General features: G+C 50.0%; 13 protein-coding genes. 10 read left to right on the top strand and 3 right to left on the bottom strand.

Annotated features, from left to right (window positions below):
• Nucleotides 1-164 precede the first annotated feature (164 nt).
• Nucleotides 165-818 (bottom strand): uracil phosphoribosyltransferase, encoded by a 654-nt coding sequence (gene upp / locus JT719_RS23840; RefSeq protein WP_207436277.1) that lies wholly within the window; start codon nucleotides 816-818, stop codon nucleotides 165-167.
• Nucleotides 773-1,729, bottom strand: coding sequence for a GNAT family N-acetyltransferase (locus JT719_RS23835; RefSeq protein ID WP_207436276.1), 957 nt, complete (start codon nucleotides 1,727-1,729; stop codon nucleotides 773-775). The genes upp and JT719_RS23835 overlap by 46 nt, the downstream gene beginning before the upstream one ends.
• 195 nt (nucleotides 1,730-1,924) lie before the next feature.
• Here JT719_RS23835 and JT719_RS23830 point away from each other — a divergent pair, with 195 nt between their 5' ends.
• From JT719_RS23830 to JT719_RS23785, 10 genes are all read left to right on the top strand, one after another.
• Entirely contained in the window at nucleotides 1,925-3,589 is a 1,665-nt protein-coding gene (locus JT719_RS23830) for a hypothetical protein (RefSeq protein WP_207436275.1), read from the top strand.
• A gap of 154 nt (nucleotides 3,590-3,743) precedes the next feature.
• The gene (locus JT719_RS23825) at nucleotides 3,744-5,582 is read left to right on the top strand and encodes an ABC transporter ATP-binding protein (RefSeq protein ID WP_207436274.1); all 1,839 of its coding nucleotides are present in this window, start codon (nucleotides 3,744-3,746) and stop codon (nucleotides 5,580-5,582) included.
• Nucleotides 5,583-5,746: 164 nt separating this feature from the next.
• Nucleotides 5,747-6,235 carry a hypothetical protein gene (locus JT719_RS23820; RefSeq protein ID WP_207436273.1) on the top strand — a complete coding sequence of 163 codons (489 nt, stop codon included), beginning with the start codon at nucleotides 5,747-5,749 and terminating at the stop codon, nucleotides 6,233-6,235.
• 4 nt (nucleotides 6,236-6,239) lie between these two features.
• Nucleotides 6,240-6,824: a D-sedoheptulose 7-phosphate isomerase gene (lpcA, locus tag JT719_RS23815; RefSeq protein ID WP_207436272.1), complete on the top strand. Its 585-nt coding sequence runs from the start codon at nucleotides 6,240-6,242 to the stop codon at nucleotides 6,822-6,824.
• 61 nt (nucleotides 6,825-6,885) lie between these two features.
• Nucleotides 6,886-7,554, top strand: a complete 669-nt coding sequence (locus JT719_RS23810; protein ID WP_207436271.1) for a hypothetical protein — start codon at nucleotides 6,886-6,888, stop codon at nucleotides 7,552-7,554.
• Nucleotides 7,555-7,986: 432 nt separating this feature from the next.
• Nucleotides 7,987-9,525 (top strand): YifB family Mg chelatase-like AAA ATPase, encoded by a 1,539-nt coding sequence (locus JT719_RS23805; RefSeq protein WP_207436270.1) that lies wholly within the window; start codon nucleotides 7,987-7,989, stop codon nucleotides 9,523-9,525.
• A 400-nt stretch (nucleotides 9,526-9,925) separates the two neighbouring features.
• Nucleotides 9,926-10,558 carry a porin family protein gene (locus JT719_RS23800; RefSeq protein ID WP_207436269.1) on the top strand — a complete coding sequence of 211 codons (633 nt, stop codon included), beginning with the start codon at nucleotides 9,926-9,928 and terminating at the stop codon, nucleotides 10,556-10,558.
• A gap of 350 nt (nucleotides 10,559-10,908) precedes the next feature.
• Nucleotides 10,909-11,499: a porin family protein gene (locus JT719_RS23795; protein WP_207436268.1), complete on the top strand. Its 591-nt coding sequence runs from the start codon at nucleotides 10,909-10,911 to the stop codon at nucleotides 11,497-11,499.
• 343 nt (nucleotides 11,500-11,842) lie between these two features.
• Nucleotides 11,843-12,493: a porin family protein gene (locus JT719_RS23790; protein WP_207436267.1), complete on the top strand. Its 651-nt coding sequence runs from the start codon at nucleotides 11,843-11,845 to the stop codon at nucleotides 12,491-12,493.
• Between the two features lie 198 nt (nucleotides 12,494-12,691).
• Nucleotides 12,692-13,342 carry a porin family protein gene (locus JT719_RS23785; protein ID WP_242693446.1) on the top strand — a complete coding sequence of 217 codons (651 nt, stop codon included), beginning with the start codon at nucleotides 12,692-12,694 and terminating at the stop codon, nucleotides 13,340-13,342.
• Between the two features lie 104 nt (nucleotides 13,343-13,446).
• On the opposite strand, the gene JT719_RS23780 is transcribed toward JT719_RS23785, so the two are convergent.
• Nucleotides 13,447-14,817 (bottom strand): dipeptidase, encoded by a 1,371-nt coding sequence (locus JT719_RS23780; RefSeq protein ID WP_207436266.1) that lies wholly within the window; start codon nucleotides 14,815-14,817, stop codon nucleotides 13,447-13,449.
• Between the last annotated feature and the right edge of the window lie 19 nt (nucleotides 14,818-14,836).

Genomic DNA, 14,836 nt, shown 5'->3' with positions numbered 1-14,836 from the left:
ATACAGTTTCACACGTATTTAGCAGCTATACAACATGACCAGATTTATACCAGACAGGCCTAAACTTGACCTAATATAGACCCGGCACTCTAAATATACAATATCAATAACGAGCTCCCGGCAAAATATTATTGCCTGAAAACAAGCACCTTATTGCACTTTTTCTACTTCTTAGAACCAAAGGCCAGATCGCCGGCATCGCCTAAACCAGGCACTATATACGCCTGCTCATTCAGCCGTTCATCCAGGGCTCCCACCCACAAATCGGCTTCCGGGATCTGCTCCTGCACATGGTTCACCCCCTCGGGGCTGGCAATCACGGCGGCAATGATGATTTTCTTTGGTTGCCCAAAGCGCAGCATGTCTTTATAGGTCAGCACCAGGGATTTACCAGTGGCCAGCATGGGGTCTACCAGAATCAGGATTTTATCCTCCAGGTGCGGGGTGGCCATGTAATCTAAATGCACAGACAGCTGGCGGGCCCCTTCTACCCTATAGGCCCCCACAAAAGCGCAGGTAGAGCGGTCAAAATAATTGAGAAAGCCCTGGTGGAAAGGCAAGCCTGCCCGCAACACGGTAGCCAGCACCGGAAACTCCGCCAACAGGGTTTGCTGCGTCTGGGCCAGCGGCGTCTGGATGGTCTGCTCCGCAAAGGGAAGCGTCTCAGAAATCTTGTACGCCATTACCTCGCCCAAACGCTCCAGGTTGCGGCGGAACCGAAGGCTGTCTTTCTGCACCGTCACGTCCCGTAACTCGGCAATGAAGTGGTTGGCTAACGAAGGCGTTTGGCTAAGGATATGAAGACGGTTGGAATCCATTTGGGGAGTAGGCTTTGAGATTTGATGCTTAAAGATACGTAGGGGACCGGCTGTGCGCCAAAACTGGCGTAAAAATTAGCCACGCCCGGCACCTGGCTCCCTTCAAAGTCAAAGGTCTTCCCGGAGCCGGCCTCCCGCTGAATCATGTGGTCTAACAGAAACGCCATGGCACTTACCTTTCGGCCCTCCGCGGAACTGGCGCCAAACAAAAATGTGGTCCTGCTGGCGGTACTGAGCAGAAACGCTGCGCACAACAAGGTGTTTTGCTGCCGTACTTCCCACACCTGCCCTGCTCCTGCCTGCCTTGCCTGGTGGTAAAGGTTCTCCAGGGTTTGGTAATTCCGTGGCTTCAGTTCGGGTAATTCCTGGCCTTTGGTGCTGCGGAACAAGTTGATCAATGGCTCAATGGACGTGGCAAGCCTCACCTCCAACTGCGTTTTAGCGGTCTTTTTCAGATTTCGCTTCAGATTGGTGGAATACTTCTGCTGAAGCTGGGGATACGCCGGCTCCAGAGACAATTCATAATTAGGCTTGTGTTGGTGCTGCCAGGGGCCAAGCAGAGGTCCATTGCCCGGCCAGGGCATCTGGTACTGCACCTGCCCGTACAGATTAGGGAGCAACGCCAGGTAGGCCTGCGGCGAGGTTTGTGTACTCAGCGGCGTTACCACCAGCCCTAATTGTTGCGTGAACAGCGGTTGGTACACCTTCTTCTGTCCCAAAAGTCTGCGCACTGGCAGCGGGAACAAGGAAACATAGTCCTCTCCCTGAACCTCCACCAGAGCATCCCAGTCACCGGCACAAACCACGTCCAAATACCAGGCATGCACATACACCAGGGGTTGGTGGGCTCGGGTCAAACAAGCTTCCCACCGCTCCAGATCAATCTCCTGATGGCGCAGCAACTTTATCATCTGAGAGGCAAGATACGGGTTTCAGGGAAGAATGAAGGCAGCGGCCCTGCTCAGTTCAGAGCAAGGAAACGTTTTAGGCCTGCTTTCAGGAAAGGAGACCTAAACCGCCCCTGCCGTTTACGCTAAGGCAACCCGCAAGCCACGGGAAGAGTACACGGTCAAAATTCTAGTATCTTCGGGTTCACAAAATCACTTATGAGAAAAATATACCGTCTGCTGTTGGGTCTTTTAGTTGTGGCGGGACCGGCAACGGCGCAGGATGCCACTGTGCCTCTTAACCAGGATGTGTACCGTGTTATTGACCGTTACCACATCAAATACAACCCCGAAAACCTGCATACTTCCTTTAAACCCTACGGCAGGGCCCGGGTGGCTTCTTTAGCCGAGGAAGCCCGCCAGGAAACCATCAATGGCTCCCGCACCGATGAGTACAACGTTAACTACCTGCTCAGCGACAACTGGAACTATACCCGCTACTCCCGCGAGAACGAAAGCCAGCGTTCCTTAGGCCCTTTCTTCCGCAACAAAACCGACTTTTACCATTACGAAAGCCCTGAGTTTACCTTGCGGGTGAATCCGGTCATAGGGCTGCAGGCCGGTAAAGACTCAGAAGAAGACGGTCTGCGCTACATTAACACCCGTGGCGTGCAGGTGGAAGGCTCCCTGGACGAAAAACTGGGTTTCTACACCTTCTTAGCCGATAACCAAGCCAAATTCCCCAGCTGGGTGAACAACCGCATTGCCCGCGATACCATTGTGCCGCACGAGGCGTACTTTAAACCGTTCAAGAACGGCGGTTATGATTTCTTCTCGGCCCGCGGCTATATCAACTACGCGGCTACCAAACACATCAGCGTGATGCTGGGGCATGACCGCCACTTCATTGGCAACGGATTTCGCTCTTTGATTCTCTCAGACTACTCGGCTCCCTATTTCTTCCTGAAACTGCAGACCCAGGTCTGGAAACTGCAATACACCAACCTGTACGCTGAGCTCAATGCCAACCATGAGTTCAGGGATCAACTATACCCAAAGAAGTACATGGCCATGCACCACCTCAGCGTCAACATCTTGCCAAACCTGAACGTGGGGGTGTTTGAGTCTACCATCTTCGGGCGCAGCAAAGGCCGCTTTGAGCTGCAGTACCTGAACCCGCTCATCTTCTACCGCGCCATTGAACAAGGCCTAGGATCCTCAGACAATGCTTTACTGGGAGCCGATTTCAAGTGGAACATCTTCAACCGGGTGCAGTTGTACGGCCAGTTCATGCTGGATGAATTCCTGCTGAGCGAAGTGCGGGCCGGTAATGGCTGGTGGGGAAACAAATTTGCTGTGCAGGGCGGCGCCAAGTACATTGATGCCTTTGGAGTACCCAACCTGGATCTGCAAGGTGAAATCAATGTGGTTCGTCCGTTCACGTACCAGCACGAGGCTCCTTACAACAACTACCAGCACTACCAGCAACCGTTGGCCCACCCACTGGGAGCCAACCTAGCCGAAGCCATTGCCATTGTGCGCTACCAACCCTTGCCTAAGTTCACGCTTACCGCCAAAGCCATTGCCACCCGCTACGGACAGGACCCCGAGCCACGGAACCCCAATAGCAACTTTGGCGGCAACGTCCTGAAACCTTACACTACCCGCGCCAGTAACTACGGCTATTCCATTGGCGACGGGGTTACCACAGACCAGTTGTATGGCGAGGTAAATCTATCTTACCAGATCCTTTACAACATGCACGTAGACCTCACCCAGATTGTGCGCCGCGCCAATGCTGAGATAGATGCCTTTGATCAAAACTCAGCCTTCACCGCCATTTCTTTCCGGTGGAACATTCCGCAACGCACGCATGAGTTTTAAAGGTCTTTTCCTGAATTCTCTATAAAACCACAGTGCCTCCTTCTCTACCAGAGGGAGGCGCTGCTGTTTTGAGCCTCTTTCTCAGAAACTAAGCAGAAAACAGGCAATCTCTACGGTATGCTGATTTAGAAAGCAAAGCCGTACCTTTGCGGCAATGAAAACTTATTTCCGCATTCTAAATTTTGCGAGGCCGTTTAGCCAGTACGTTCCTTTGTACGCCATAGCCACGCTGCTGGCTACCGTTTTTGGGGTGATGAACTTTGGCTTACTATCCCCTTTGCTGAAGGTGCTCTTCAGCCAGGACGAAACCCTGAAAGCCACTCCCACTGTACCTCCTCCCTTTCAACTGAACCTGAGCTGGGCCAGCGATTTCTTTTACTACCACGTAGGCCAGATCATTCAGGCCGAGGGGGCCATTGGCGCGCTGCGTTTCATCTGTATCATGCTCATCATCTCGGTGTTTCTGGCCAATGTATTCCGTTACATTGGTTTACGCATAGAGGGTGTAGTACGCGCCAGAGTAGTGAAAAACCTTAGAATGCAGGTTTTTGAGCGCCTTACCCAATTGCAACTGGGCTATTTCTCCAATCAGCGCAAAGGCAACATCATGTCTACGCTCACCAATGACGTGCAGGAAGTGGAAAACTCGGTGGTAAGCACCCTCAATGTGCTATTCAGAGAGCCTTTTCTCCTCATTGGCTACTTTGTAGTATTATTCTACATCTCGCCCAGGCTCACTTTTTTCAGTTTGATCGTTCTGCCGGTCTCGGGGTTGGTAATCTCTACCATCTCCAAAAAACTAAAGCGGCAGTCATCGCAGGGGCAAGATGCACTGGGCTCTATCCTGAGCATCATTGACGAAACCTTGACCGGTCTGCGCGTAGTCAAGGGCTTTAACGCACAACCGTACGTGTTAAATAAGTTTGGCCAAAGCAACAGCCTGTACGCGCGCATCATCACGTCTATGAACAACAAACGCAGCCTGGCCTCGCCATTCTCTGAGTTTATGGGGGTTTCTGTGGTGGCGGGTATTCTGTTCTACGGTGGTTCTTTGGTGCTGCGCGGCGAGTCTGACCTGGGCGGCGAAGATCTGATTGCGTTTCTGGCCTTGTTCTCGCAGGTTCTGGTGCCGGTGAAAGCCATCTCTAATGCGTTCAGCAACATTCAGCGCGGGCTGGTTTCGGGGGAGCGGGTGCTTACCTTGATTGATACCCAACCGCAGATCAGAGACAAAGCCGATGCGAAGACGTTACCAACCTTCACCCACCAGATTGAGTTCAAAAACGTAGGTTTCCGCTACGCCGATGACCCCATCCTGCAAAACATCAACCTGACTATTCCCAAAGGCAAGACCATCGCGCTGGTGGGCCCATCCGGTGGCGGAAAATCTACCCTGGCCGATCTGCTGCCGCGTTTCTATGACCCCACCGAAGGCTCCATCAGCATAGACGGGCAAGACCTGCGCGATTGCTCCCTGCACTCCATAAGAGAGCAGATGGGCATTGTAACGCAGGAATCCATTCTGTTCAATGACACCATCTTCAACAACATCGCCTTCAATAAAACCGATGCCACCGAGGCAGAGGTAATGGCCGCCGCCAAAATCGCGAACGCGCATGACTTCATCATGCAGAGCCCAGACGGCTACCAGACCGTAATTGGCGACAGAGGCAGCAAGCTCTCTGGGGGGCAGCGCCAACGCTTGAGCATTGCCCGGGCCATCCTCAAGAACCCACCTATTCTCATCATGGACGAGGCTACCTCTGCCCTGGATACTGAGTCTGAGAAACTGGTGCAGGAAGCCCTCACCAACCTCATGAAGAACCGTACCTCTTTGGTCATTGCCCACCGCCTGAGCACCATTCAGCACGCCGATGAAATCATTGTGCTGCAGAAAGGCCGCATTGCGGAGAGAGGCACCCACAGCGAGCTGGTACAGCACGGCGGCGTGTATTATAAACTCACCCAGATGCAGCACACCCAGCCAGTGTAAAAATCCTAACTTCCAATAACCGCCGTTTAGAGCCTGTATTAGCAAAAGCAGGCTCTAAACGGCGGTCTGCATTTTGGGGTGGCTCCGTATAAACACAGCTATTTCCACTCATTTGCGTACAGAAGAATATTAGGCATTCTTAATGTTTCTGAACCTGTACCGCTATGGAGACTTTGAAAAAAGCTGTCAATATCCTGGTGATGGTGTACCTGCTCATCACCTTTCTGTTTCTGCTGCGCATCCTGAGCGTCTCTAAGTTTGTAATGCTCTTTGACTTAGCCACCCACGCCGACTTCTACAACCGGTTGCTTTGGGCCGGGGCCGTTTTGCTGCTGGCAGAACTCTTGGTAGAAAACGCGTATATTGCCCTCCTGAAACGAGATCTGGACCGCGAGCGCCGGCAACACACCGATCTGAAAGCGAAACACACCGAGTGGAAAGCGCGGCATTATGACCAGCAGATAAAAGCCTCTGGTTCCCCGCTCATCCCAACGTCTGACCCGGCTTCGCCTACAATCTCGCAGACCAATCCTCGTTCAGGTTCAAGTGACCGCCAGGACCAGGCCCCTATTATTGTGCCCGCTCCTATTCCGCCCACCTTGGACCCAAACGAAAACCCCAATTTACCGCCGGCAGACCACCGGCCTTTATGAGAACATGAACACCTCACCCGCTGCCCTTATTCTGCAGGAACTGCAACAAGCCCAACAAGTCCTTTCTGATTTTCTGGCCCAGCCTGCCACCATTGCCTCTATTGAAGAAGCAGCGCAGCTGATGGCCAACAGCCTGAAAAACGGCGGCAAGATTCTTTCCTGCGGCAACGGAGGTTCCATGTGTGACGCCATGCACTTTGCCGAGGAACTCACCGGCCGCTACCGCGATGACCGTGCGCCCATGGCCGCCATTGCCATTGCAGACGCCAGCCACATGAGCTGCGTCTCCAATGATTACGGCTATGACCACGTGTTCTCCCGCTACGTGCAGGCCCTGGTACGGCCCGGCGATGTGTTGTTGGGCATCAGCACCAGCGGGAACTCGGCCAACGTGCTCAAAGCCGCCGAAGCCACCAAAGCCAACGGCGGTCTGGTAGTCACGCTCACCGGCAAAGACGGCGGCAAACTGGCTCCCCTGAGCGATGTGGAAATCAGGGTTCCGCACTTCGGCTACGCCGATCGTATTCAGGAAATCCACATCAAAGTCATCCACATCCTTATTCTGCTCCTGGAGAAGCACATGGCGTAAATCAATCTCTTTCAGAACTCAAGGGCCGCCGGAGAAGTACACAACCAGAAACAGAATCTCCATGCGGCCCTTTTTGCTTCCCTTCCTGCTTATCTGCTTTTGCTTCGCCTGCGAAAATCCAGGGCAGAAACCAGCATCTTCCCCCGACTCCAAAGAGCTCCCAACTGCGGCCCCGAAAACCTCCACCACTAATTCTGACTCCTTGGATACTGTTGCAAACGCTGCGTACCAAATCATTCCCGGCCAACGGATTGGGCAGATCAGCCTGGGAGACGCTCCGAAAAAAGTGCAGGCAATACTAGGCGCACCCGACGCCGGAGATGCCGCTATGGGCAAAGCGCTGGCCACGTGGTACAGTAAAGCAACCCATCCTGAGCGGCATGAAGTGAACGTGTACACCGTGCGGGAGAACACCGGCCTGCCAACCGAGACTGTGGGAGTGCAGCAAATACGTGTCACATCGCCTAGGTTCACGGTAACGGGCAGCCAACTTTCCTGCGGCAGTTCGCTCTCACAAATCAGAAAGCAATTTTATGGGCTCACGTATATCGCGCATTATCGGGCTAATGGGCACAATGTCTTTCTCTATGATGCCGTGGAGCAAGGCATTGCTTTTGAGATCAGGGGGCAGGACAGTACTTGCGTAGGAATTGCCATTCACCCTAAACACAGCCCCCTTGCCGCCAGGTATTTGCCAGTCCATCAAAACCTGGAGTACTTAAAGCAATAGCAAAAGTTTACAGCCGATTTGCTTGGCGCCTGTTTACGAGAAAACAGCCCTAAAACAGAAGCTAAAACAGAAGCTAAAACAGATTAGACGCACCTTCCGCTATTTGCCTGTAAGCAAGAGCCTTTCAGGTAACCGGAGGTTTTTATCTGCGGCAGGCTGATGAAGCCCTCAGTACCTGCATTATCAAAACAGATGTGGCAGAGGATTCTGCATGTAGCCCAACATCGGCCCTGATTCCTTTAAAACAGATCCTCTGCAACAAAAATTAAGGGTTTGAAAAAAGATGTTACTACCCATTGGAGCAAGCGTTCTGCTACTTTTGCGCTGTTTTCACAGAAAGAGCTCAGAAACGAGACCTGAAGCCAAGGAATTTATTTCGCCTGATTTCTGTTAGCCTCCTCAAGAAAATATAATATTGTATTAGAATCATCTATGCTTGTAAAAACCTATGGGAGCGCGGTACAGGGAGTAAACGCCTTTACCATCACCATTGAAGTAAATGTGTCGCCGGGCACCAAGTATTATCTGGTAGGTCTGCCAGACAATGCCATCAAAGAAAGTGAGCAACGGATTGAATCTGCGTTGAAACACCACGGTTACCGCATGCCGCGGCAGAAAGTAGTTATCAACATGGCTCCCGCCGATGTCCGCAAAGAAGGTTCGGCCTACGATTTGCCTATCGCCATCGGGATCCTGGCCGCCTCTGACCAACTGGTCACTGATCAACTGGACCGCTACCTGATCATGGGTGAGCTGGCGCTGGACGGGGAACTGAGGCCCATCAAAGGCGTGCTGCCCATTGCTATTCAGGCCCGCAAGGAAGGCTACAAAGGCTTTATCCTCCCCAAACAGAACGCCCAGGAAGCCGCCATTGTAAACAAGCTGGATGTGATTGGCGTCTCTAACCTGAAAGAAGCCATTGATTTCCTGAGCGGCGATATTCACGTTGATCCTCTGGAAATAGATACCCGCGATGTGTTCCAGGCATCGGTGCACCAATACTCCGCCGATTTTGCCGATGTGCAAGGCCAGGAGAACATCAAAAGAGCGCTGGAAATAGCTGCTGCCGGTGGCCATAACGTGATAATGATTGGTCCGCCCGGTGCCGGTAAGACCATGCTGGCCAAACGCTTGCCTTCCATTCTGCCGCCGCTCACCCTGCATGAAGCGCTGGAGACCACCAAAATCCATTCTGTAGCGGGAAAACTAGGCGTTCAGAGTTCTTTGCTGGCGCAGCGGCCTTTCAGGGCTCCGCACCATACCATTTCAGACGTGGCTCTGGTGGGCGGTGGCGGAAATCCGCAGCCCGGCGAGATCTCCCTGGCTCACAACGGTGTCCTGTTCCTGGATGAATTACCTGAGTTCAAACGCACGGTGCTGGAGGTAATGCGGCAGCCCCTGGAGGAGCGCAGAGTCACTATTTCCCGCGCAAGGCTCACCATAGATTTCCCGGCCAACTTTATGCTGGTGGCCAGCATGAACCCGTGCCCTTGCGGATTCTACAATGATCCCAACAAAGACTGCGTGTGCGGCCCCGGCGTGGTGCAGCGTTATCTGAACAAAGTAAGCGGTCCGCTCCTGGACCGTATTGACCTGCACGTGGAAGTAACGCCGGTTTCCTTTGACCAGATGACCGAAATCCGTAAAAGCGAGACCAGCGGCGATATCCGTGATCGGGTGGAGCGCGCGCGCCAATGGCAAGCCGACCGTTTCAAAGACTTCCCCGAGATCCATTCCAACGCCATGATGCCCTCCCAGATGGTGAAAGATATCTGCCGCATCAACGAGGCGGGCAGATTACTCCTAAAAGCCGCCATGGAGCGCTTAGGCCTCTCTGCCCGGGCGTATGACCGCATCTTAAAGGTAAGCCGTACCATTGCCGATCTGGCCGGCTCAGAAGACATCAAAATAGAGCACTTGGCCGAAGCCATCCAGTACCGCAGCCTGGACCGCGAAGGCTGGGCAGGCTAGCCACTCCAGACATCAAGGATTTTCATTTCTGTAACCTCCTCCTAAGCAGCTTCTTACCCATAGAGCCGAGCTTAGGGGGAGGTTTTTTTAACTTTTTCAACTTTAAGGATAGGGGTTCCTTAATATACCCCTGTCTAGTACATGAAGGTTGGTAAAACCGGCACTTCAAGGTTCCTGATCATAGCTCTATAGAATGGTTGGCTGGGCTGAAAGCAGGAAAGGAAATGATTATCAACTATACTCTTTACCGCTATGTTCACTAAAGTCAAATCAATTTTATCTAATCAGATCAAGGGTCTTCTACTCACTTTTTGGTATAGACCGGCACCTATATTCTTACTAACTAGCACCAATGCAAATCAATAATTTAAAAACAATTCAACCCAAAAAATCCAACTTCATGAAAAAACTAGTTTTTCTTTTTGCCGCACTATTCGTCACCTATTTTGCCCAAGCTCAGGAAGGCATCAAATTAGGTATAAAGGCTGGAGGTAACTTCTCTAACTTTTCGGGCAAAGACGTAGGTGATGAATCTGAATACGTTTTCGGATTCCATGCTGGTGCCTTTGTGGACTATGGAATTTCGGATATGGTTTCAATCAGACCCGAGCTTCTGTACACCTTGAAAGGAGCTAAAGGAGAAATAGATGAAGATGACTTAAACTACACAGAGAAAATAAGACTGCATTATCTTGAGCTTCCTTTATTGGTTAGAATCAACACAGGTGCAAGCGGATTGTTCTTTGAAGCTGGCCCAACGGTATCTTATTTGTTAACAGCAAAGGACAATGTTGAAGGAGAAATTGATGGAGAAGATGTCGATGAGAGCACAACGGTAACTGATGCATTTAAGAAACTAGATATTGGCTATGCAGCTGGCCTGGGTTACCAATTAGGTAATGGTTTAGGATTAGGCTTACGGTATGTAGGTGGATTAAGTAAAATTGCTGAACCAGATGATGACGAAGAAAGTCCTAAGGTCAACAATTCAGTTTTCCAGCTTTCTCTAAGCTACACTTTTGGTGGAAGATAATCCACACCAACACATTCACATTCATTATGAAAAGGGCTCCTATGGGAGCCCTTTTTAGTTTCTGAACAGGCGATGACGTAGATGACATCATCTTAGGTAAAGATCCGGGTTCAAATTTCTGTTTTTATCTGGGGCTTTTCAGACTATTACATTACAGATGTAACGGTTGGCTAGCCAGCTCCTTAATAATTAACTACGTTAGTTAATCTTCTTATAACTAAGTACCAGCAATTTACATTACCAAGCTCTGCTCCAGCTATATCAACCCACATTAGAGATAAAGGGAAATTAAAAAAAATTCATTAACTAGCAGCACTTTTATACTTATTTACAACCCCTTATCAATTCTTATGAAAAGAATATTACTATTTGTAGCAGTTTTATTTACTACCTACGCTGCCCAAGCGCAAGATGGCATTAAACTGGGTCTCAAAGCTGGTGCTAACCTGAGCAATGTCTCTGGAGAAGATGCTGATGGCTCAAAGAATAAATTCGGTTTCCATGTAGGAGCCTTTGCCGACTTTGGTATTTCCGAAATGGTTTCCATTCGACCTGAAGTTTTATTTTCTACTAAAGGAGCAAAAGCCGAAGAAGACGGTATGGAAGGCCAGTTAAACCTTGGCTATATTGATGTTCCGGTTTTAGCCCGCATCAATGCAGACAAGTTATTCTTTGAATTTGGACCTACCGTTTCGTTTTTGGTTAAATCTGAAGTAGAATCAGAAGGCATTTCTGTAGATATCAAGGATTATACTAATAAAGTTGATTTCGGCTATGCAGCTGGGCTAGGCTACCAATTAACTGAAGCGTTAGGATTAGGCTTGAGATACAATGGAGGTATAAGCAAAATTTACAAGGACGATTCTGAAGATGTAGAGATGGGCACGATCAGAAACTCTGTTTTCCAGCTTTCTCTAAGCTATACTTTTGGCGGAAGATAATCTACCAATACACTCATTCTGAAAAGGGCTCCCAAAGGAGCCCTTTTTTATGCTTACAAGTGAAGCCTTGGTCACTTAAAAGCTTGAAATAAGATGCTTAGCATGCTTTTTTGTTCTGGCAACCTTGACCATGAAGGTTGTTTTCTGACAAAGCCTAATTATTTGAAAGCCAAACGCAAACCATCTAAAATTTAATTTTTTTTATTTCATTCATTTTACCACTACGGGTTTAAACTTAAGATACAGTAGAAAAACACCCAACATTTTCTTTCATACGCGTATACAGGAGGGTTTTAGACGAAGTGGTCTTAAAATAATTTATTACCCTCACTTATTTACAACTATGAAAAAGATTGTATTATTTGTAGCAGCAGTGCTTTCATTCAGTTTTGCACAGGCACAAAATGGTCCTAGAATTGGTATCAGAGCCGGTGCAGTTTACTCCAACATTTCCGGAGACTTGGACAACGAGGACATCTACCAGAACAAGTTCGGCTTTGTGGGTGGTATTACCTCTAACTTTGACCTGACCGGCGATGGCTTCCTTTCTTTACAACCAGAACTTCTTTACTCTCAACGGGGCTATCAGTACCGCGATGACGAATATAGAGTAGGCAATGAAACGTTCAGAAGCGAAGGAAATGTGAATTTCAATTACCTTGACTTACCCGTGCTGCTAAGAATCAATGCAGGAGGTTTTGTAGTTGAAGGCGGTCCTCAGGCATCTTACCTGTTAGGCATCAAAGACAAGAGCGAAACGTTTCTGGGAGATGACCGCACCACCACGTCCAGAACAATAGAAAAAGACGATCTCTCTGAACTGGAAATAGGCTATGTAGCTGGGGTAGGCTACCAGGCACAGAATGGCATTAGCCTTAACCTGCGGTACAACGGCAGCATTAACGCGCTCGCAAAAGAAGACAATGATGAGCTGACAAATGCCCGTCACTCTGCCTTCCAATTAACAGTGGGCTACTTGTTTGGCGGCAGATAAGAAAGCAAGCTTTAAAGTAAATTCACTTAAAAGAGGAGTTGGCGCTTTGTCGGCTCCTCTTTTTTTATCCTTCATTTTCAACTATTTACCCGTAAAACGCTTCTTTCTAAAGACCAGTTGAGGGCCAAAAGCAAAATTTAGGCACAGTGTTTGCAAAATCACCTACAAACAACAGAACTAACCTAAAAATTCAAGATCATGAAAAAACTTTTCATTTTGGCCTTTGCAGTGATCGCTTCATATGCAGCTCAAGCACAATCAACTTTCGGGATTAAAGGTGGTTTAAACTACTCAAACCTTTCCGGAGACTTAAAAGACGAAGAACGCTTCAACAACAAAGTTGGCTTTAACGCCGGGGTTTACTTCAATGCTCCTGTTATTGGTGATTTCTTCTCCATACAGCCAGAAGTGCTGTACTCAAACAAAGGGTACAAGTTTGATGACAAAGTAGAAACCACTTTACTGGGCGAAGAATATCGTTATGAAGGTTCAGCTAACTTCAACTACATTGATGTGCCGGTGCTGGCCCGCATAAAAGCCGGAGGATTGTTCTTTGAGGCCGGTCCGCAGGTATCTTATCTGTTAAGCGTGAATGACAAAACCAAAACCTTCCGCAACGGCGAAGAAGTAGACCGCAACGTAAGCGAGAAAAGTAAATCTGGTTACTCAGACTTTGAAGTTGGCTACGCTGCCGGTCTTGGTTTTGCCACCGCCAACGGCTTTAGCTTAGGGCTTCGTTACAACGGTGCCTTCACTGACCTAACCGATGACACCCCAGCCCGTGGCGATTTCAAAGATGCCCGTCACTCCCTGTTTCAGTTGCAACTGGGCTTCCCGCTGAGCAGATAAGCTGACACGCGGCGGAACCCGTAACCAAGTAAAACAGAAAGCCCCGCTATTATGGCGGGGCTTTCTGTTTTTAAGCTCTTTTCTAAAAAGTAGCCCTGAAATAACTAAGCTTGTTGCTGATGCAAGGCAGCAAAATGCTTGTAAAACAACGGAATGGTTTCAATGCCTTTCAGGAAGTTGAACACGCCAAAATGCTCATTAGGCGAGTGGATGGCATCTGAGTCCAGCCCGAGGCCCATGAGCACGGTGTCAATACCCAACTCAGATTTGAACATGGCCACAATAGGAATGCTTCCTCCGCTGCGCACCGGCACCGGCTTCTTGCCAAAGGTATCTTCCATGGCTTTGGCGGCCGCCTGGTACCCCGCCGAGGTAGTGGGCATTACCACTGGTTCGCCGCCGTGGTGCGGTTTCACCACCACTTTCACGCTGGGCGGCGCAATAGACTCAAAGTGTTTCTGGAACAACTCACTGATTTCTTCTGAGCTTTGGTGCGGCACCAAACGCATAGAGATCTTCGCGAAGGCCTTGGACGGAATCACCGTCTTGGCTCCCTCGCCGGTATAGCCGCCCCAAATGCCGTTTACATCCAGGGTAGGTCTGATGGAGTTGCGTTCCATGGTGCTGTAACCCGCCTCGCCGTGCACGTCAGATAAGTCCAGGGCTTGCTTATAGGCATCCAGGCTGAAGGGAGCGCGGGCCATCTCGGCACGTTCTTCCTGGCTCAGTTCCTCTACCTTATCATAGAACCCGGGAATGGTGATGTGGTTGTTCTCATCGTGCAAAGAAGCGATCATCTTACACAGGATGTTGATAGGGTTAGCCACCGCACCACCGTACAACCCGGAGTGCAGATCGCGGTTAGGTCCGGTTACTTCTACCTCGTGGTAGCTGAGCCCGCGCAAGCCGGTCGTCACCGATGGTACATCGTTGGCCAGCATGCCGGTATCAGAGATCACAATGATATCGGCTTTCAGGCGCTCCTTGTTTTCCTTCACAAAGGTTGCCAGGTTCACAGAGCCTACTTCTTCTTCGCCCTCAATCATGAATTTCACGTTGCAGGGCAAGGCCTGCTGCTGCATCATGATCTCAAACGCCTTCACGTGCATGTAGGTCTGGCCTTTGTCATCGCAGGCGCCACGGGCGTAGATTTTCTCGTCTTTGATCACGGGCTCAAACGGAGGGGAATTCCAAAGTTCATACGGATCAGCGGGCTGCACATCATAGTGGCCGTACACCAGCACCGTAGGCAAAGCCGGATCTACAATCTTCTCGGCGTACACAATGGGGTTGCCCGCCGTCTGAAACAACTGGGCGTTCTCTGCTCCGGCTTCGGCCAATCTTTCGCGCAGGTATTCGGCGGCGCGCTCCACGTCTCCTTTGAAAGAAGGATCTGCACTCACAGACGGAATCCGCAGCAACTCCAGCAACTCCTGCAGGAACCGATCTTTATTTTCTTCTATATAGGTTTTCATAGCATTGTTTGTGATGGGT

The sequence above is a fragment of the Sabulibacter ruber genome (assembly GCF_017355955.1).
Lineage (GTDB): Bacteria > Bacteroidota > Bacteroidia > Cytophagales > Hymenobacteraceae > Nibribacter > Nibribacter ruber_A.
This window is presented reverse-complemented; position numbering and strand designations above follow the sequence as displayed.